This is a genomic window from Simiduia sp. (genome assembly GCF_058345725.1).
Genome location: NZ_JBTUOC010000029.1, coordinates 21,411 through 40,218, shown reverse-complemented (window position 1 = coordinate 40,218; position 18,808 = coordinate 21,411). Strand labels below are relative to the sequence as shown.

Genomic DNA, 18,808 nt, shown 5'->3' with positions numbered 1-18,808 from the left:
AAGTTTAAAAAGAATATGAAACGGAAATACCGATAGCATTTTCGTCGTACGCACCGCCGTCATTTTCATACTGCCGGCTTTCAAAATCGTAAAATATGCCGGCAGTCAGATGACTAGCGAATCGGTAGTCATACTGGACACCTGCAACATCTCTGTAAAAATTAGGCCTACTTGGCGCATCAAATTCCTGCCACCGTCGACTGACACTGGCAGCAAAACTTGCACGCTCCGTAAATCTGTAGCCCATGCGCAGGCCTGCTGATGTTTCCTGGTTATCTTCATCGCGCCGTCGATAATTATCGCTTTTCGACTGCACAAAAATCCCAAGCGTACATCGGCTACACACACTGCTGGTTTGCCAATCCAATCCCAAGCTCTGGCGTTCAATTTGATCAATGCCGACGCCGTCGCTGCCAGGCAGTGGATCAAATCCCAGTTGGTTGCCACTCCCGTAAGAGGAATCGGTAATTTCCTGTGCAAAATTGAAGGACACTTGGTGTGGCCCATTGGCATAACTCAATACGCCTCTATAGGTCGGCGCTTGATAGTCTTTGTCGCCATCGGAAAACGTGGCCTTGTTGACACCGGCCATCAGACTATATTGAAGCGATCGCAATTGCGCACTGTAGGTTAAGTTCACGTACACTAATTCAAAATCGTCTTGATTGCCGTTAGGATACTCCACCTGCGTAGTACCCGCACTGGTACGCAGGCTATCTGACTGCGAAAAGCGGTGATGCCAGTAAATATTTCCGCCCTTCCGCTCACTATCGCGCAAGGTGTTGTACCGGTAACCTATGGTTTCGTAGCTGCCCTGCAGGCCGATAGAATCAACGGTGGTTAGTGCGGTTTTCAATGTCGGCACAATGCGCCAAATTTTTCGCTCGTCAAGATTCTCATTAATTTCAACACTTTCTGGTGAGTCATACTGCGAACGGCGACTGTGCGAGATCAATACGTCCAGTAGATCCTGGGTTCGCCCCAACTGTAGGCTGGCAGCACCCTCTAAGGTGTTTTTGGCGTCTTGTGAATCTTCGTTGTAGTGGTTGAGCAACGCAGTGTAATCCGCCTCAAAGCTAGCCCACTGGCCCTGCCACTCGCCAAATAGATTAGCGTTCAATTCATCCTGGCGCTCTTCAATGGGATTAGTTTCAGACTTTCTGGCGTTATCGGTTATTTGGGTTTTGGCACTCAGGCTACCGCCGTAGCGAGCACCGCCACCGGCACCAGGCTCTGCTGGCTGCGCCAAACTCACACAGGGCGCGATCGCTATGCCACAAAGTAGCATCATCATGTGCGTAGGTTTTTGCATAGCGCCCACCTGTTTATTATTCATTTCCTAGCTCTGACAACCCTGCCTAACTGCGGTTTTGCAAAGCGTCCTATTCTGAGCTGAAACTGCATTAGTGATTAAATACCAAGCCTGCAAAGCGGCTTTTGCCAACCGCGTCCACACCAGACAGTACCTCGTCTTGCGTTGCGCGACCAAAAGGCACTAGCAGTAATGCCTGATCACAATGCTGCGCGAGAATACGTGCCTCTGTAGACGACTCCACCGATGGAGCATCCAATATGATAAAACGATCGGGGTAGCGGGCCTTGATTTCTGAAATAAAGGTTTGCATGCGCTCGGAGTTGAATAACTCTGCAGCCGACTCGTTGCTACCTGCCGTAGGGATAACCCGCACACGCTCTACGCCCGACGGGTAGATTATTTGCTCTAACTGAATTTCGTCGTCGGTGAGATATTGGGATAGGCCAAAATTAATCACGCCATTTACATAGCGCTCGGCCGATGAGTCATAGGGGTTACAGTCCACGTACAATGCGGTTTTTTGCGGGTCTAACGCAAATGTCGCAGCAAGGTTAAACGCAAAAAAGCTACCGCCGCCGGCCTCTTTAAGTGACGAAACCATCACTACCATATTGTCTGCATTGTTCTTCTGCAGCAGCCGAATACGCACCTCGCGAAAGGCATTGAGCACTTCGCGCTGGCGCATGCCTACGTAAACCACTTTACGCTCGTGCAGCTCTTCCTGGCTCCACAGGGGCGATGGCGACATGTCTTTAATTTTTGCCTTGCCGCTTCGTTTTTCCTGGGGGGCAGCTTTGGCAACCTTAATACTGGCTTCTTCTAACATTTCGCCTGCCTCTAGCTTGTTGACCGGCTGTGTCGATGCCGACACTGGCGGGTTATCATTCATTTGCGCATTTATTTCTGGTGCAACTGCCTGCACGGCCTGGGCCGCGCAACTGACAGCGTCTTCAGTTTGCTTAGCGTGTTTGACGGCGTTGGCGCGGCCAAGCATACGGGTAAATACATCAGCCTCTTGCTGCTTCCCTTGCTTAGTCAGCGCGTCGATTAACTGGCTCAAAGCTACTGCCCGCTCAAGGCTAATTACGCTGGCCACCGGTAGCGACTTTACTGCCGCGCGGGCATACATTTCCGCCTTGGCAAACTGAGACTTCCCCATCGCTATTGCGCTTTGCAGCATTAGCGAACGAAAGTGCGTGGGGTGTTCCTTTAACAAGGTGTCCAGCAGCGACTTTGCCAACGCGGAATTACCCTGCTGCAAGGCGCGATCTGCCGCTTGGTATTGGCGCTCTACGGGATCATCAGTGCCACCTCCACCCGACTTAGTGCCAGCGACGGCACGCAAGCGCGGCGGCTTTGATTGATCGGTGAGTTCCACGTTAAAACGCCATCCTGTACCAATAGATCGCAAGCCCTGCGTAGGCGCCCATGGCCAGCACAGCCAGGAAACCAAGCAGCAAAATGTCTTTGCGCAACAGGCGATTGGCAATGGGGGAGTCGTAGTGCGGAATCACACCCACCAGCTCAATTTCTGGCGGCAACATTTGCTGCATAGCCCGCGCAGAGCGAAAATGAGGATCTACCATAATCAGCAAGATAATCAGCCCCAACGGGGCTAATAAACCTAACACCGGGCCCGCAATAGCAAAGTGAATGTAACTGATCCCGGAAGGGGAAAGTGGAAAGGTGGCCGGATCTTGAATCCGGTAGGTGACACCCTGCCCCTCTTGATCAAGCGTCATAGACAGGCGCGCAGATTCTTTGCGCTGGAGCATCTCTTCGTAGACATCGCGGGTTACGTTGTAGTCGCGCGTCAACTCTGACAGTTGTGCCTGGTTTGCAGCCACCCGTTGGGCGCGCTCCATTTCTTGCGTCTGCAGCTTTTCCAATGACTGCATTCTGCGTACTTGTGCGCGCAAATCAACTTCTGCCAAAGATAGCTGCTTGCGCAATTCTTCATAAAGTGGATTTTCAACATCCTTACCGTAGATTTCACCACTTTGTTTGGTTTGCTGAATCAGATTATCCAGCTCCCTAATTTGGCCGCGCAGCGAAATTACATCCGGATAGCTTTCCTGGTAACTCAGTAACAAGTGCTCCAACTGTGTATTCAGCGCCTGTCGCCGCTGCGCCAACTCATCCACCTGACCCTTGGTTTGCAAATACTGCCCTTCGTCGGACAGTTGTTTTTTGATGGTATTGATGCGCGACTGGGACTCTTCAATACTGATAGCCAGTGTTTCGATATCTATCCGCAGCTGCCCCATACGCGCTGCCACTGAGGCTTCCGTACCGTCTAGGTTTTGCGATTTAAATTCTTTTAATCGCTCTTCGGCCAGCTCTAGCTGCCGCTTGTAGGATTGCACCTGTGCATCGATGAAGTTAAATGCGCCTAAGCTTTCTTCGCGCTTTTTCTTTTCAGTATTTTCGATAAAGGCGGAAGTAATGGCATATAGGGTTTCAAACGAGTCATCGGGATCGGGCGCAGAGTAGCTAACGGTAAAATAGTTGTTTCGATCCGGCTTAACGTTGAGTCCAGAGCGAATACGCTTAATGATGCGATCTTTTTCGTCTGCTGCCATCGCATCATTAATCAAGCCCATTTCCTTCGCAGCTGCTTCCATGATGACGCGAGCGTAGATTATTTCCCGGGCTTGCTGCGAGTGATCCACATCGGTAACCGCCGCCCGCCCCTTTAACAATGGCTCAATAATATTAGTTACGTCGGAATACAGCACCACACTGGTGGTGTACTTACTTGGCCACAGCACGCCGACACCCAGCGCCAAAAAGCTCACCGTTAAAAAAACCGCCACCACAGCCAGGCGATGGCGAATAAACTCTGCCTTAAGCGCAGCCAATAATTCTTTTAAATAAACCTTATCCATCGTGGCGCTCGTTACTTGCGTAGGGCAATTTCATTAATTAAAAAGCTCGTTCGGGGACGGTGACAATATCGGACGGCTGCAGTGGGTAGTTTGTGCTCACATCCCCTTTGTTCAGCAAATCGTCTAACCGAATCGGGTAAATTTTCATCTCACCGCCTATTTTTCGGTACAACTTAGCATTGTTGGATGACGCAAAATCATTGGCCCCACCGGCGATCAGCACCAAATCCAGCACAGTCATACCCTCGCGAAACGGGATAGATTGCGGCGCCTGGACCGCACCCGTAATACGCACGCGGCGCTGGAAATCAGAGCTACTGGGATTTGCCACAATCACCGTCACCTGCGGATTGCGAACATAACTACTCAAACCGGACACAATGTTTTCCGACAATTCCAAGGGCGTCATACCGGCCGCAAGAATATCGCCCACCAGAGGCATCGAAATCTTGCCATCGGGCCGCACTGGAACAGCCAAAGAAAGCTCTGGGTTGCGCCATACGTTGACTTGCAATGCATCGCCCACGCCAATGCGGTATTCCTGCACCGCTCCGGCATCTGCTACCGGTGGTGGCGCCACCTGCGAGTTACCCGCACACGCCACTAACAACACACCACAACACATTAACTGAACGAGCTGAACGATTTGTTTCACGCATTTCTCCTAGCGGTGATTAAGCAGGGCGCATCACCTCAATCAGTGTACACCCTTGCCCAATAAGACGATTTCTACGGTTTGCACCAAAATCAGCATATCCATGAAAAAACTCTTGTTTTTGGCATAGTACAAGTCGTAGGTAAGCTTGTTTTTTGCATCTTCTACCGAGGCGCCATAGGGATATTTTAGCTGGGCCCATCCCATTAGGCCGGGTTTCACCCGGTGACGGGTGTTGTAAAAGGGGATTTCCTTGGCCAGCTGCTCCACAAACTGCGGACGCTCTGGGCGCGGCCCCACAAAGCTCATTTGCCCCACGATCACGTTATACAGCTGTGGTAACTCGTCTAACCGCGTATTGCGAATGAAGGCGCCCACGCGGGTCACCCGTGCATCATTCTTCTGCGCCCACACGGCCTTGCCACCCACTTCGGCGTCTTGTCGCATGCTTCTAAACTTATAAATTCTGAAAGTCCGGCCGTTTAACCCTACCCGCTCTTGGGAGTAAAGCACGCCGCCGGGACTCTCCAATTTGACCGCCAGCGCCGTGAGCAGCATGAATGGCCAAAGCACAGCCAAAAACAGCAGCGACAACACGAGATCGAAGGTGCGCTTGACGAACAGATTACGGCGGGAATTTTTAAAACCATCGGAGAATAGCAACCAGGAGGGGCGCAACATATCCACATCAATGCGGTTGAGCTCGCGCTCGCAAAAACTTAAGACATCGGTAGAGCTGACCCCGGCAATCTTACAATCTAAGAATTCGTTCACCGGTAAGCCTGCACCCGCTTGCTGCCGGCGGCTTTCGTCGGGCGCTATGACTATTTCAGATATCTGTTCGCGCTTAACAAAGGCCACCCAGTTGTCTGGGCTAGGCTTGAGCAGCTTACTGTCCACCACGGGGGTTTCACTGCCGGCGGCCACGCATCCCACAACTTGCACGCCAAGTTTGGTTTTCGCTTCTTGTAGTTCCGACAACAAGGCTTGCGCGCGCTGACCGGCGCCATAGACCAACACGCGTCGGCGCATATTGGCCGTATCCACCAGGGCAATAAACAAGCCACGCACTGCAAACACCACCAGCGTGGCCACTAGCACACCCCAGAACACCAGGCCCCTGTCGATAAAATTGCCGCCGGCTAGTAGGTTCACCACATACAAGCTGATACTGCCCAGCAGGAAAAAGCTGACGAGCGTGCGCAGCATCATGCTGGCGTAGCCCTCGCGCACAAGCGCGATGTACACGCCCATAGATAAGGTGCAACAACTTAAAATTGCCGCAAAAAGTAGCAGCGGAGCGAGATCGAATAGGTCTAACGACCAACGCGGAGCGACATCCAGAAGCAGCAATTGCAGATGCTGGGCTACCCAGGCTACGCCAATGAGCAGGCAAGCCTCTATCACGCCCAGTACGACAAAGTGCTGGTGGATATAGTGTTTATTGAGGCGTATATACGACACCCTAAATCCCTTTCCCTAAATACATCCTGTGCAGGCCTCTCTGTGCCTTTGATTGGATAGCTGACAAGGCATTATTCCGTGCCAAATTAGCCCACCATTATATCGTTTTCCCCGATAATTACCCGAGTCTTTAGTATGAATATTATTTAACCAGCATTAGACTTTAGCCATACACCGAAGCCCGCAAATTATGGTAACTTACGCGCCCTACTACGACGCCACCACAAGGACCGCGGCCTATGCTCCCCAGCTCTCCCCAACTTTGCATTATTGGCTTAGGTTATGTTGGCCTGCCCTTGGCAGCCGAGTTTGGTAAACAACTACCAACACTGGGGTTTGATATTCACCAGCGGCGTATCGAGTCACTGCGCGAAGGCAAAGATCACACACAAGAGCTCAGCCAAGCCGAACTGGCACAGGCCACGCAACTTCGCTTCACCTATAACGAAAACGATATAAAAGATGCCGACGTTTATATCGTTACTGTTCCAACGCCCATCACATCGGCCAAACAACCCGACTTAACCCCGCTGCAAAAAGCCTCTGAACTGCTCGGCAGGGTCATCAAGAAGCAAGCCGTGGTCATTTTTGAGTCGACGGTGTACCCGGGCTGCACCGAGGAATACTGCATCCCCATTATTGAGCGCGTATCTGGCCTACGTTTTAACGAAGACTTCTACGCCGGCTACAGCCCGGAGCGCATCAACCCCGGCGACAAAGCCCATCGCGTGCACAACATCGTGAAAGTAACGTCCGGCTCGACGCCCGAGGTGGCCGATTTTGTCGACGCGCTCTATGGCCGGATTGTAACCGTGGGCACGCACAAGGCCAGCAGCATCAAAGTGGCCGAGGCCGCCAAGGTGATCGAGAACACCCAGCGCGATATCAACATCGCGCTGATTAACGAGCTGGCATTGATTTTTAAGCGGCTGGAGATCGACACCCTGGAGGTGCTTGAAGCGGCCGGCACCAAATGGAATTTCTTGCCCTTCAGGCCCGGACTCGTCGGCGGCCACTGCATCAGCGTAGATCCCTATTACCTCACCTTTAAAGCCCAGCAGGTAGGCTATAACCCAGAGGTGATTCTGGCAGGCCGCCGCATTAACGATGGTATGGGAGCATTTGTGGCCGAATCGGTCATCAAGCTCATGACCCGCAAACGGGTGCACGTCGTTGGGAGCCGCGTATTGATCATGGGGCTGACCTTTAAGGAAAACTGCCCCGATTTACGCAATACCCGCGTGGTGGACATCATTGATGAATTGAAAACCTATCACGCGCAGATTGACGTGTACGACCCCTGGGCCGACGCTGCGGAAGCCCAGCACGAGTACGGCCTGCAGCTCATTGAGCAGCCCAGCGACGGCACCTACGACGCCATCATCCTGTGCGTTGGCCACGAGCAGTTTCGCGCCATGGGCGCCAGCGCCATTCGCGCGCTCGGCAAATCAGACTCGGTGCTGTACGACGTCAAACACATCCTAGCCAAAGCCGACGTAGACGCGCGGCTGTAAAATACAACACACGGAATTTGCGAGAGTGCCCTCATGAAAGTTTTAGTCACCGGTGCCGCCGGCTTTATTGGATCGACACTGAGCCACCGGCTGCTTGAGCGCGGCGACGAAGTGGTCGGCATCGACAACCTGAACGACTACTACGACGTCACCTTAAAGCAGGCCCGCCTAAGCCGGCTCACGGCGCGCGAGGGCTTTCAGTTTGAACAGCTTAGTATTGAGGACAAAGCCAGTCTGGATCAGGCCTTTAAACGACATAAACCCGACCGCGTCGTGAATTTGGCGGCCCAGGCCGGCGTACGCTATTCGCTGGAAAACCCACAGGCTTACCTGGACGCCAACATCACCGGTTTTCTGAATATCCTAGAGGCCTGCCGTCACATAGGCACCGATCATCTGGTCTACGCCTCCAGCAGCTCCGTGTACGGCGCCAACACCGCCATGCCGTTTTCCGTACACAACAATGTGGACCACCCCGTCAGCCTCTATGCTGCCAGTAAAAAAACCAATGAGCTGATGGCCCACACCTACAGTCATCTATTTAATATTCCCACTACTGGTCTGCGCTTTTTCACGGTCTACGGCCCCTGGGGCCGACCCGATATGGCGCTGTTTATTTTTACCCGCAAAATTTTGGCGGGCGAACCCATCGACGTGTTCAACTACGGCAATCACCGCCGCGACTTCACTTATATTGATGACATTGTCGAAGGCGTTGTGCGCACGCTGGATCACACGGCGCCCACCAACAGCAACTGGAACGGCGACACCCCCGACCCCGCCACCTCAAAGGCACCCTACCGACTGTATAACATCGGCAGTAATAACCCGGTGGAATTGCTGCGCTATATTGAAGTGCTCGAAAATTGCCTTGGCAAAAAAGCCACGAAAAATCTACTGCCCCTGCAGCCGGGCGACGTTCCCGACACCTACGCCGATGTGGACGCGCTAATGCAAGATGTGAACTACAAGCCCAGCACCCCCATTGAGGTGGGCATAGAAAATTTCGTGAAATGGTATCGCGACTACTACAAGGTTTAATCCAGGGATAAAGGCATGAATAGGCCGGATGCGCCACACATTACCCACGCCATGACAGTGGATGTGGAAGATTATTTTCACGTGGCGGCGTTTAATGACGTTATCGATCCCGCCGACTGGGATAACTGGCCCTGTCGGGTAGAGCGCAACACCGACGCGTTACTGGCGCTATTTGAGTCGCACCAAATCAAAATTACCTTTTTTATTTTGGGCTGGGTGGCCGAGCGCTATCCGGCGCTGGTGCAGCGCATTCACGCCGCCGGCCACGAAGTCGCATCGCACGGTTACAGCCATCAATTGATCTACCGACAAACACCCGAGGTGTTTCGCGAGGAAACGCTGCGCTCTAAACAGTTACTGGAAGATCTGACCGGCACCCCCGTGCAGGGCTACCGCGCGGCAAGCTACTCTATCACCCAGCAGTCATTGTGGGCGCTCGATATTCTGGCGGAGCTCGGTTTTACCTGGGACTCCAGTATTTTCCCAACGCGGCACGACAACTACGGTATCCCCGGCAGCCCCGAAGAACCCTACACCATTATTACCCGCTCGGGCGCCACCTTAACGGAGTTTCCGCTCACCACAGCCAAGGTGCTTGGCCAGGCAGTTCCCGCCGCCGGCGGCGGCTATTTTCGCCAATACCCCTATGCGCTCTCGCGCTGGCTGTTCAACCGCGCCAGCCGCAATCAAACCAAACCGCAGATTTTTTATCTACACCCCTGGGAGATAGACCCCGACCAGCCCCGCGTGCCGGGCGCCCGCTGGTTTTCGCGCTTTCGCCACTACACAAATTTAACGCGCTGCCAGAGTCGGCTCGAGCGATTGCTGGGCGACTTCCCTTTCAGCACGCTGAGCGACAGCTTGCAAGATACGCGCATTACGCAGGTACTGGACCTGCGCGAGGCCACCAAGCTGGCCGTTTAGCTGCGTCCGTAGCGGTCGTCGAACCGCACTATGTCGTCTTCGCCCAGGTAGCCCCCGGTTTGGATTTCAATGAGCTCCAGCGGAATTTTGCCCGGGTTTTCCAGGGAGTGAATGTCGCCTATGGGAATGTAGGTGGATTCATTTTCACTGATTAACTGCTCGCGATCGCCCACCCGCACCTTGGCGGTGCCGGAAACCACCACCCAGTGTTCGGCGCGGTGGTAGTGCATTTGGGTCGACAATTTGTGCCCAGGATTTACCGTAATACGCTTCACTTGGTAGCGCCCATTGATCACCAGCCCGTGGTATTTACCCCACGGTCGGTGCACTTCCCGGTGCAGGTCTGCCTCGGGTCGCCCCTCGGCAACCAGGCGATCGACTATCTTCTTGACCTCTTGCGCGCGATCGCTGCGCGCCACCATGACGGCGTCGTCGGTTTCGACAATGATCAAATCGTCCACACCCACGGCAGTCACTAGCCGCGACTGGGCGTGGACCAAGGTGTTGCGGCAGTCGAGCACCATGGCGTCGCCCTTCAGCACATTATTGTGCGCGTCGGGCTGGCTCAGTGCCCACAGAGCAGACCAGCTGCCCACGTCGTTCCAAATCGCGGGAAAACGAACCACCTGGGCACGTTGCGTGCGCTCCATTACGGCGTAGTCGATCGATATAGATTTCAACTGGCCGAAGGGCGCTTCCGCTAGGCGGGTAAAATTTAAATCGGTGTCGGCTTCGTCCACTGCGGCCTGGGTCAGCCGGTGAATGTCTGGCTCAAACTGCGCCAGCTCCTGCAAATAGGTGTCGGCGCGGAACATGAACATACCGCTATTCCACAGGTAATTGCCGTCGGCCACGTAGGCCTGCGCCGTCGCCAGATCGGGTTTCTCCACAAATTCGGCCACTGCCGCCTGCTCGCCCGGACCCGCCGCACGAATATACCCATAGCCGGTCTCTGGCTCGCTGGGCTCAATCCCAAAGGTCACCAAGGCGCCGCCCGCGGCCAGCGCTGCGCCCTGAGCCACTTTCTCTTCAAATTGCCGGGTGTCACTGATGGCGTGATCAGAGGGCAGCACCAGCATCACCGCCTCGGGCTGGGTTTTCGCCAGCAGCCAGGCCGCCGCCGCAATGGCTGGCGCGGTATTTTTACCCATGGGCTCGAGCAAAATACTGTGCGGCGTGACGCCGATAGCGCGCGCTTGTTCCGCAATCAAAAAGCGGTGTTCTTCGTTACACAGCAAGACCGGCGCCGACTGGCTCAAGCCGCAGCGCTTTAAGGTGGCCTGCAACAGGCTATCGCCCTCGCCTTGCAAGTCGATGCATTGTTTGGGATAGCGCGAGCGAGACAGCGGCCAAAGTCGGCTGCCAACGCCACCGGCCAAAATGACGGGAGTAATCTGTGTCATGGAACATCCTTTTAAAATGGGCTGTGGCGCGCACTTGCGGCGCCCCAGAGGTGCCGCAAGACAATCAGCGAATGGGCTTAGAACGGAATATCGTCGTCAAAGCTGTCGAATCCACCGGCAGGCTGTTGCTGCTGTTGGGGCGCCTGCTGTTGAGGTGCCTGCTGCTGGGCTGGCTGCTGATAACCACCCTGTTGCTGCTGCATGGGCTGACGCTGCGGCTGAGGCGTTTGGTCGTATCCGCCTTGATTGTAGTTGCCGCCGCCATCGCCGCGACCGTCGAGCATTTGCATTTCACTGGCGACGATTTCCGTGGTGTAGCGGTCTTGTCCGTCTTGGCCCTGCCACTTGCGAGTGCGCAGCGAACCTTCAACGTAAACTTTGCTGCCTTTTTTCAGATATTCGCCGGCAATCTCAGCAAGCCGATTAAAAAAAACAACCCTGTGCCACTCGGTACGCTCTTGCGGCTGCCCGGTGTTTTTATCCTTCCAGGTCTCCGACGTTGCCACACTCACGTTGGTGACCGCACCGCCGCTGGGCATGTACTTGGTCTCCGGGTCCTGCCCCAGGTTACCTACCAAAATTACCTTATTTATGCCTCTGGCCATGCTTGCTATCCCCTTCCAATCTTTTGCGGTAATGGGCCATCTAACCACCGGCCCTGAATTGTGTCGAGTTTATCTTGCCCCCTATGCTACTAGAGCAGCCGGGGCCTGTTAACCGGGGCTGCTAGGCTGGGCGCCACTCGTAGCGCGCCAGGGCCCCGGTATCAAATATTCGTCCATCAACCTGCAACAGCACCGTATAACCGGCATCCACCCAGGTAAGCTGCTTGACGCCCGGCAACTGTACCAACTGCTGCAGGGCCTCGCGATCGTCGCCCTCGCGCAGGCGCACCGTCAAACGCAGCGGCTTGGCAGGTGGCACCTGAAAGGCGGCAACTACCAGCCAAAGTCCCAGCAAAGCGGCACACAGCCAGTACACACTGGCTTGACCAGACCACTCAAACAGGGCACCGCCAACAGCCCCGCCCATAAACGCACCGGCAAACTGCAGCGTCGAGTAAACGCCTGTAGCCGTGCCCTTATGCTCGGGCGCCGCCACTTTACTGACCCACGAAGGCAGAGTTGCCTCCAGCAGGTTAAAGGCCACAAAAAAGCCAAAGAGCCCGGCAATGGCCTGCCATGGCGCGCCCAAGACGGCGGCAAACACTCCTTGCACCACCACCAAAAGGCCTATGGCACCCATAAATACCGACTTTGATCGCCCGGACTTCTCGCCCCAAATCATAAAAGGCAACATCGCCAAAAACGACAGCACCATCACCGGTAGATACACCCAACCATGCAACTCCCGCCCAATTCCCTCGGCCTCCAGGTGACGCGGAAAGACAATGAAAGTCGCCATCAATACAAAATGCAGTACAAAAATGCCGACGTTTAGACGCCAGAGTTCTGCATTGCGCAGCACACTCGGCCAGGCGGGCGATGGCCGAACCACCAGCTCTGGCGCCGCGGGCACCTTGCGCCAAAGTAACCACATGCCCGCTACCGCAAAGCCGGCGGTGGCCCAAAACACCCCCGCTAAACCAAAGCTGTGGGTAATCAAAGGGCCCAGTATCAAGGCCAGCGAAAAGGACGCGCCAATAGAAGCCCCAATCAAGGCCATGGCCTTAGTGCGGTTTTCCTCCGCAGTTAAATCGGCCACCAATGCCATCACCACACTGGCAATCGCACCACAGCCCTGCAAAAAACGCCCAGCAATCAGGCCATAGACGCTGTCGGCCAATGCGGCCACCACGCTGCCGACGCCAAACAATACTAAACCTATTAAAATCAGTGGCTTGCGGCCAAATTTGTCCGACAAAAAACCAAAGGGAATCTGCAATAACGCCTGGCTGAAGCCGTAAACGCCCAGCGCCAGCCCCAGTAGCGCGGGCGTGGCGTGCGTGTAGGACTGGCCATAGAGTGTCAGCACCGGCAACACCATAAACAGACCCAGCATGCGAAATACGTACAAGCCGGCAAGCGGCAGTACAGCATGGCGTTCAAATGCAGGAGTCACAGTGGCGGGAACCTTGTTTGATCTGGGGGAATGCGAGCCGGCCATTCTAGCAAATGCCTGCCCCTCGCTGCACGCTCGACGGCGGTTAATTACGGCAACCCAGTTTTAGCGCTAATTCATCTATTTTTTGGATTATCTATAACTATCGCTTCTTTAGTGCTAATTGCTTAGAAGTTAAGGGCTCGCTATAGTGGAATGATTAGAATTTAATCAATTCTAGGCGGCGTCAGCCCTGCAAAGGCCGGCATATCCACAATAAAATCACATCAGGATGTAGCGATGAAAAACCTTAATACCGCCGTGCTCAGTCTAGCCCTAGCCTGCTCGACAGCCTTGGCCGACACCTCCAAGCAAGACCCTGCAGCGGCCATAGCCGCCCTCAACAGCAGCTTGAGCGCAGCCGATGACGCCATTCTGGCAGTGAGCTCGCAGGAAGCCGTGAATCTGTTAACCGCCTCCATTGCCGAAGCTGATTTAACCATTGCACTGGCAGAGGCCGATTTTGCCATTCGCGATGTCAGCCGCCAGGAAGCATTTAACCAATTGGCCGCCGCCGTTGCTAACGCCGAACTCACCATTGCTGGCGTTGAGGCCCAAGTGGCCATCAACGCCATTTCCGATGACCAGCTACTCAACGAGCTGGAAGCGACGCTGGCCAACGCCGAAGCAAGCCACGCCGACAACATGATTCGCGCGGTTGTCTCTGAGCGCCCCATGCTGGCCGCAGCCGTTCAAGACCGCGCGCTGTCTGCAGGTATCGATGAAGTGATGGTGGCCAACGCCCTGACCGCCGGCTTTTCTGAAGCCGCTGCCACCGCTGCCGGCAAGTAATAGCCCGCCAGCAAAGAAATAGCCCCTTAATTGGGGCTTTTTTATAGGCGCTCGCCATGACTGCGACGTCTGTACCAACTCAGGCCCCGCAACACTTATCCCAAATAAGTGCTAGGTTTTGTACCAGTTAGCAATATCTATCCAACTAATTTCGGATATTCGCAAAGCTGTCCTGCCTCGCTGATAAGGAGAGGCTGACGATCTCTTGAAACGCATTAAAAACCTAGGTTTTACTTGCCAAATAATCTAACGATCCCATACTAAGGTGGTATTTTTAGAAGTCTAAGTTCCACCGTCTTGCAGTACTATAGTTGAAACTTTACTCTTAAAGTTCAGCGTCAAGACGCCATGGAAGCAATAATCAATAATACGGACTCAAGAACTATGAACGCGCACAGTGTATCCCCCAAATCCAGCGCCGAAACCATGGTGCTGCTGAGCGAATCCAGCATGCAGTCCAAGATGCTGGCCAACTTAATGGCTGATAAATTAGGCCTGGAATGTAAGCTGGCCGACCAGCCACAGCAAATCAGCCCTATGCTCAACAGCGAGCAATCGCTGTTGCTGATCGACGCCCAACACTTTGATATGAGCACCTTGCGGAGCCTCATGCAAAATTTACAGGGCAAACACAACCGTCTGGTAATCGCCCTGTTTAATGTTATCCAGCGCTCAGAGCAGGAGTTGCTGGCTGAATGGCCACAGGTAAAAGGCCTGTTTTACATTAACGCCGACCACAATCAGCTGCTTAAAGGGCTAGGCGCTCTGATATCCGGTCATTTATGGCTACCGCGCGAGGTCACCCACCAGCTCATTGAGCAAAACCGCCGCCCCCCAATGGACGCCGGCTCGCGCCAAATGCTGACCCGCCGCGAATTACAAATAATGGAACTGCTCGCCGGTGGTGCTACCAATTTGCAAATTGCCGAGGCGCTATTTGTCAGCGAGCACACGATCAAGAGTCATCTGTACAACGTCTTTAAAAAAATTGACGTTAAAAATCGCCTACAAGCCTGCAATTGGGCCAGAAACAATATATAGCGCCATGCTAAAGCCCCTGCTATTTACCGCCCCAGTGTGCGTAGCTTTACTGTTTGCCACGCACAGCTGGGGACAGGAAATCGAAGATGAAATCACGGGCTTTACGCACGACAGCACGATAACCCGTGTGGGCCACGATTTTGTGCGCCACCTTGGCGATTATCGCAACGCCACCTTTACGGACAATAACGACTATAACCTCACGGTTTACGAGCGCCCGTCGGCGCGCTGGGGCAGTTTAATCTGGGTAACGCTGGATAATCGCGAGGTGTACCGCCGATTTCTTCCCCCCGGCAAAGTAGATGTTAGTGACGAAGCTATTAGCGCTGCGCAATATATTCACACCCAAGCCCAACAACACAAATTACAAATGCTGTTTATGGACACATTTGATCTCGCTCAGGACGAATATTGAGACACGACAATGATAAAAAACATGCCGCTATTGGCCCCACTTCTGTTTTGCTGCGCACTTAGCACAGCTTCACAGGCCTCTGAACTGATCTACACCCCCATCAACCCCAACTTTGGCGGCAATGCGTTAAACGGAAGCTACCTGCTTGGCAATGCCGGCGCCCAGGACACTTATAAAAACCCTGACCTTGGCGAGGGCTACCAGGCGCCCAGCGACATTGAGCGCTTCACCAATTCGCTGCAATCGCGCTTGCTTAACCAGTTACTCACCGATGTGGGCAATGGCAATAGCGGCAGCTTGCAGACCGACGCGTTTATCGTGGATTTAGTAGATGATAGCGGTGTACTCACCGTGGTAATCACCGACAAAAACACCAACGAAGTGACGGAAATTGTGGTTTCCGGATTGAATCCTCAGAACTAAATTCAGGAAGAACTATGCGCGCGTTTAACTTCAAGCAGCTGATGCTGCCTTGCGTGGTATTGCTGCTTGCCGGCTGCCAGACCGTGAAAGATACCGGCGACAATTTATTTGGCCCAGGCATTAACAAGTCCACACTGACCCCCAGAGCCAGCACCTACCAAGACTTAATCAGCCTGCCGCAACCCAGAGGTAAGATTGTGGCGACGGTTTACAATATTCGCGACCAGACTGGTCAATACAAGCCCATCCCTGCCAGCTCCTTTTCCACTGCCGTCACCCAGGGTGCCACCGCCATGCTGGTCAGCGCCATGAACGATTCGGGTTGGTTTATTCCGCTGGAGCGGGAAGGCCTGCAGAATTTATTAACCGAGCGGAAAATTATTCGCGCCGCGTTAAAAAAACCCAATGCGCCGCAAAACAACGACGAAGAGTTACCCTCTCTGCTAGCAGCCAATGTGCTGATTGAAGGCAGCATTGTCGCCTACGAATCCAATATCAAAACTGGCGGTGCCGGAGCGCGCTATTTTGGCATCGGGGCATCAGAACAATACCGCTCAGACCAGGTTACAGTAAATTTACGCGCCATCGACATCCGGTCTGGCCGGATCTTACACAGCGTAATGACCAGCAAGTCAATTCTTTCACAGGAAATCACCGGCGGCGTTTTTCGTTTTGTGGAATACAAACGATTATTGGAGGTGGAAGCGGGCATGACCACCAACGAACCGGCACAAATGTGCGTTTTATCTGCACTTGAATCTGCACTGATTCATTTGATTGCCGACGGCATCGCCAAAAACAGCTGGTCTTTGGCCAACCCCCAGGAAATAAATAACGCGACGCTTCAGCAATATTTAGCGCAAAAACCGGAAATACAATAACAACCCTTGCACACAAAAATCGCCTAGTGCGCCTCATTAGTACTAATTTATTAGATAGCACAAGTGAATCTTAAGTCATTAACTAATTTTCAATGTGTCTACACCAAATAAATTCACACTTAAGCGCGATAGAGACAATGTGAAACAAGCCACAGAATGAGTTCGACATTCATACACGTGGTTGCCAGTTTACATGGACGACTTACAAAAAAGACGATGGAAAAACGTCGCCAGCGCACTGCTTTTGTGTGCAAGCCTACCGCTTTTCACCACCGCTATCGCCGACTCGCCGCTGCCTGCGCACTACCAAGATATAGACGCAGGTAACGCTGACCTATTTGGCGACGAACTGGCCACCATTGGATTTTACGGTGCCAACAATGCGGCGCTGCACGTTCAACAGGGCAGCGGAAATCAGGCCAGTAGCTTCCAAACAGGCTTCGGCAACAGCGCCATCAATGTGCAAATTGGCAATGACCATTCGCTTACCCTAGAGCAACTGGGCGACCAGCATGTGAGTTGGACACACCAGGCGGGGGACCAGCAGGCCGCCAGCATTGTCCAATCGGGCTCCGGTAATCACAGCGTGGTTATTCAAATGGGCGCAGGCAATCACGCCGACGTGGCCCAGCACGGTAACGAAAATCGCAGCTTGGTAAAGCAAGTGGGCCATCAAAACTCCGCCACCGTTTATCAACAAGGTTCGCAATTAACCAGCATGGTTGTGCAGTACGGCAATCATCAATCCACGTCAATTCGACAGCTTCAGTAACACCCGCACTCAATCAATAAGGAAGATGCTATGAAAAAACATATAACACCGCTCGCACTTGCAATCGCGCTGACCAGCGCCGGCGCCCTGGCTGACGGCAACATTGCAACCGCCGATCAGATGGGTGACAACAATACTGCCACTATCGATCAAATGGCCGTATTCGACAGCACAGCCACCGTTTTGCAAGACGGCAATGACAATGGCGCCGCCATTATTCAAGGCGACAGCTTGGCCTCTATGACTGCCACAGTGGAAACTTTTGGTAACGGCAATCGCGGTGCCATCACCCAGAACGATAGCTGGTTTGCCGATGCGTCAATCGTACAAGATGGCGACGGCAACCAAGGCCAAATCTCTCAGGTGCAGGTCTCCGACGGTTCATCCGCCTCGATTTCTCAGCAGCTAGCCTCTGACAACATGGCCTACATCGACCAAGAAAGCGCAGCCCTGAGCACTGCGACCATTGATCAGTTCAATGTGCTGTCTAACACCGCTGAAATTCAGCAACAATCTACCTTTGCCAGCAACGCGTCTATCACCCAGACCAACACCTTGCTGGATCAGGCATACATCTTCCAAACCGGTGACTTCCACCAGGCAGACATTGTGCAGGACGACTCCTGGGTCGCCGAAGCAAATATCAGCCAAGAAGGTGGTATGCACACCGCCAGCATTAGTCAGACTGCGATTTCTGACGGCGCCCTGGCCGACATCAGCCAGGTAGGCTTTAGCAACACCGCCACTATCAGCCAAGACCAGTCTGTGTCCAGCGAAGCCATCGTTGCTCAGGACGGCGAGATGCTCGAAGCCACCATCATGCAAGGCTCAGGCGACTTAAACATGGCGCTGATTGCACAAACAGGCCTGTCTAACGTTGCCACTATCGACCAGCCAGGTGCTGAAAACATGGCGGACGTGGATCAGTCTGGCGAGCACAACCTGGCTACCATCGAACAAATGGGAAGCCTGTCAAGCGCCAGCATCCTGCAAACCGGCTACGGCCAGGTGGACAACGTCAACATGGCGACTATCCACCAGTCTGGCGCCAACGACATGGCAATCATCAGCCAGTCTGGCGGCGCGGGTAACTATTCTGCCATCGTACAAAACTAAGTTGCGGTTCGTTTAGCGCAGGAAGGGGCCTTAGGGCCCCTTTTTTTTATCCCTGACAGCCCTG

General features: G+C 53.7%; 18 protein-coding genes. 10 read left to right on the top strand and 8 right to left on the bottom strand.

Going from position 1 to position 18,808, the window contains the following annotated elements:
* Positions 1-4: 4 nt before the first annotated feature.
* From ACW8F6_RS07250 to ACW8F6_RS07230, 5 genes are all read right to left on the bottom strand, one after another.
* Positions 5-1,312 (bottom strand): porin family protein, encoded by a 1,308-nt coding sequence (locus ACW8F6_RS07250; protein WP_491575182.1) that lies wholly within the window; start codon positions 1,310-1,312, stop codon positions 5-7.
* A gap of 91 nt (positions 1,313-1,403) precedes the next feature.
* Complete coding sequence (locus ACW8F6_RS07245; RefSeq protein ID WP_491575181.1) at positions 1,404-2,693, bottom strand: hypothetical protein; 1,290 nt, start codon at positions 2,691-2,693, stop codon at positions 1,404-1,406.
* A gap of 1 nt (position 2,694) precedes the next feature.
* Complete coding sequence (locus ACW8F6_RS07240) at positions 2,695-4,203, bottom strand: XrtA system polysaccharide chain length determinant (RefSeq protein ID WP_491575180.1); 1,509 nt, start codon at positions 4,201-4,203, stop codon at positions 2,695-2,697.
* A 37-nt stretch (positions 4,204-4,240) separates the two neighbouring features.
* On the bottom strand, positions 4,241-4,828 hold the full coding sequence (locus ACW8F6_RS07235; protein ID WP_491575215.1) for an XrtA/PEP-CTERM system exopolysaccharide export protein: 588 nt from the start codon (positions 4,826-4,828) through the stop codon (positions 4,241-4,243).
* A 72-nt stretch (positions 4,829-4,900) separates the two neighbouring features.
* A complete protein-coding gene (locus tag ACW8F6_RS07230; protein ID WP_491575179.1) occupies positions 4,901-6,322 on the bottom strand; it encodes a TIGR03013 family XrtA/PEP-CTERM system glycosyltransferase in 1,422 nt (473 codons plus the stop codon).
* Positions 6,323-6,561: 239 nt separating this feature from the next.
* On the opposite strand from ACW8F6_RS07230, the gene tviB reads away from it, so the two are divergent.
* Genes tviB through ACW8F6_RS07215 form a run of 3 tightly spaced genes read left to right on the top strand, consistent with a single transcriptional unit; the run spans position 6,562 to position 9,801 of the window.
* Positions 6,562-7,836, top strand: a complete 1,275-nt coding sequence (gene tviB, locus ACW8F6_RS07225) for a Vi polysaccharide biosynthesis UDP-N-acetylglucosamine C-6 dehydrogenase TviB (RefSeq protein ID WP_491575178.1) — start codon at positions 6,562-6,564, stop codon at positions 7,834-7,836.
* A 33-nt stretch (positions 7,837-7,869) separates the two neighbouring features.
* Positions 7,870-8,877 (top strand): NAD-dependent epimerase, encoded by a 1,008-nt coding sequence (locus tag ACW8F6_RS07220; protein WP_491575177.1) that lies wholly within the window; start codon positions 7,870-7,872, stop codon positions 8,875-8,877.
* Positions 8,878-8,892: 15 nt separating this feature from the next.
* Positions 8,893-9,801, top strand: coding sequence for an XrtA system polysaccharide deacetylase (locus ACW8F6_RS07215; RefSeq protein ID WP_491575176.1), 909 nt, complete (start codon positions 8,893-8,895; stop codon positions 9,799-9,801).
* Here ACW8F6_RS07215 and ACW8F6_RS07210 read toward each other — a convergent pair.
* The 3 genes from ACW8F6_RS07210 to ACW8F6_RS07200 all read right to left on the bottom strand — a co-directional run bounded on the left by ACW8F6_RS07210 (position 9,798) and on the right by ACW8F6_RS07200 (position 13,265).
* Positions 9,798-11,204: a mannose-1-phosphate guanylyltransferase/mannose-6-phosphate isomerase gene (locus ACW8F6_RS07210; protein WP_491575175.1), complete on the bottom strand. Its 1,407-nt coding sequence runs from the start codon at positions 11,202-11,204 to the stop codon at positions 9,798-9,800. The two genes, ACW8F6_RS07215 and ACW8F6_RS07210, sit on opposite strands and share 4 nt — an antisense overlap.
* Before the next feature lie 77 nt (positions 11,205-11,281).
* Complete coding sequence (ssb, locus tag ACW8F6_RS07205; RefSeq protein ID WP_491575174.1) at positions 11,282-11,809, bottom strand: single-stranded DNA-binding protein; 528 nt, start codon at positions 11,807-11,809, stop codon at positions 11,282-11,284.
* Positions 11,810-11,930: 121 nt separating this feature from the next.
* Positions 11,931-13,265, bottom strand: a complete 1,335-nt coding sequence (locus tag ACW8F6_RS07200; protein ID WP_491575173.1) for an MFS transporter — start codon at positions 13,263-13,265, stop codon at positions 11,931-11,933.
* A 279-nt stretch (positions 13,266-13,544) separates the two neighbouring features.
* Between ACW8F6_RS07200 and ACW8F6_RS07195 the strand changes: the two genes are divergently transcribed.
* The 7 genes from ACW8F6_RS07195 to ACW8F6_RS07165 all read left to right on the top strand — a co-directional run bounded on the left by ACW8F6_RS07195 (position 13,545) and on the right by ACW8F6_RS07165 (position 18,744).
* On the top strand, positions 13,545-14,096 hold the full coding sequence (locus ACW8F6_RS07195) for a hypothetical protein (RefSeq protein ID WP_491575172.1): 552 nt from the start codon (positions 13,545-13,547) through the stop codon (positions 14,094-14,096).
* Between the two features lie 384 nt (positions 14,097-14,480).
* On the top strand, positions 14,481-15,137 hold the full coding sequence (locus ACW8F6_RS07190) for a LuxR C-terminal-related transcriptional regulator (protein ID WP_491575171.1): 657 nt from the start codon (positions 14,481-14,483) through the stop codon (positions 15,135-15,137).
* A 4-nt stretch (positions 15,138-15,141) separates the two neighbouring features.
* A complete protein-coding gene (locus ACW8F6_RS07185; protein WP_491575170.1) occupies positions 15,142-15,552 on the top strand; it encodes a CsgE family curli-type amyloid fiber assembly protein in 411 nt (136 codons plus the stop codon).
* 9 nt (positions 15,553-15,561) lie between these two features.
* On the top strand, positions 15,562-15,975 hold the full coding sequence (locus ACW8F6_RS07180; RefSeq protein WP_491575169.1) for a curli assembly protein CsgF: 414 nt from the start codon (positions 15,562-15,564) through the stop codon (positions 15,973-15,975).
* A 14-nt stretch (positions 15,976-15,989) separates the two neighbouring features.
* The gene (locus ACW8F6_RS07175) at positions 15,990-16,856 is read left to right on the top strand and encodes a CsgG/HfaB family protein (RefSeq protein WP_491575168.1); all 867 of its coding nucleotides are present in this window, start codon (positions 15,990-15,992) and stop codon (positions 16,854-16,856) included.
* Between the two features lie 193 nt (positions 16,857-17,049).
* Positions 17,050-17,628, top strand: coding sequence for a hypothetical protein (locus ACW8F6_RS07170; protein WP_491575167.1), 579 nt, complete (start codon positions 17,050-17,052; stop codon positions 17,626-17,628).
* Positions 17,629-17,658: 30 nt separating this feature from the next.
* Positions 17,659-18,744: a hypothetical protein gene (locus ACW8F6_RS07165; RefSeq protein ID WP_491575166.1), complete on the top strand. Its 1,086-nt coding sequence runs from the start codon at positions 17,659-17,661 to the stop codon at positions 18,742-18,744.
* Positions 18,745-18,808: the final 64 nt, after the last annotated feature.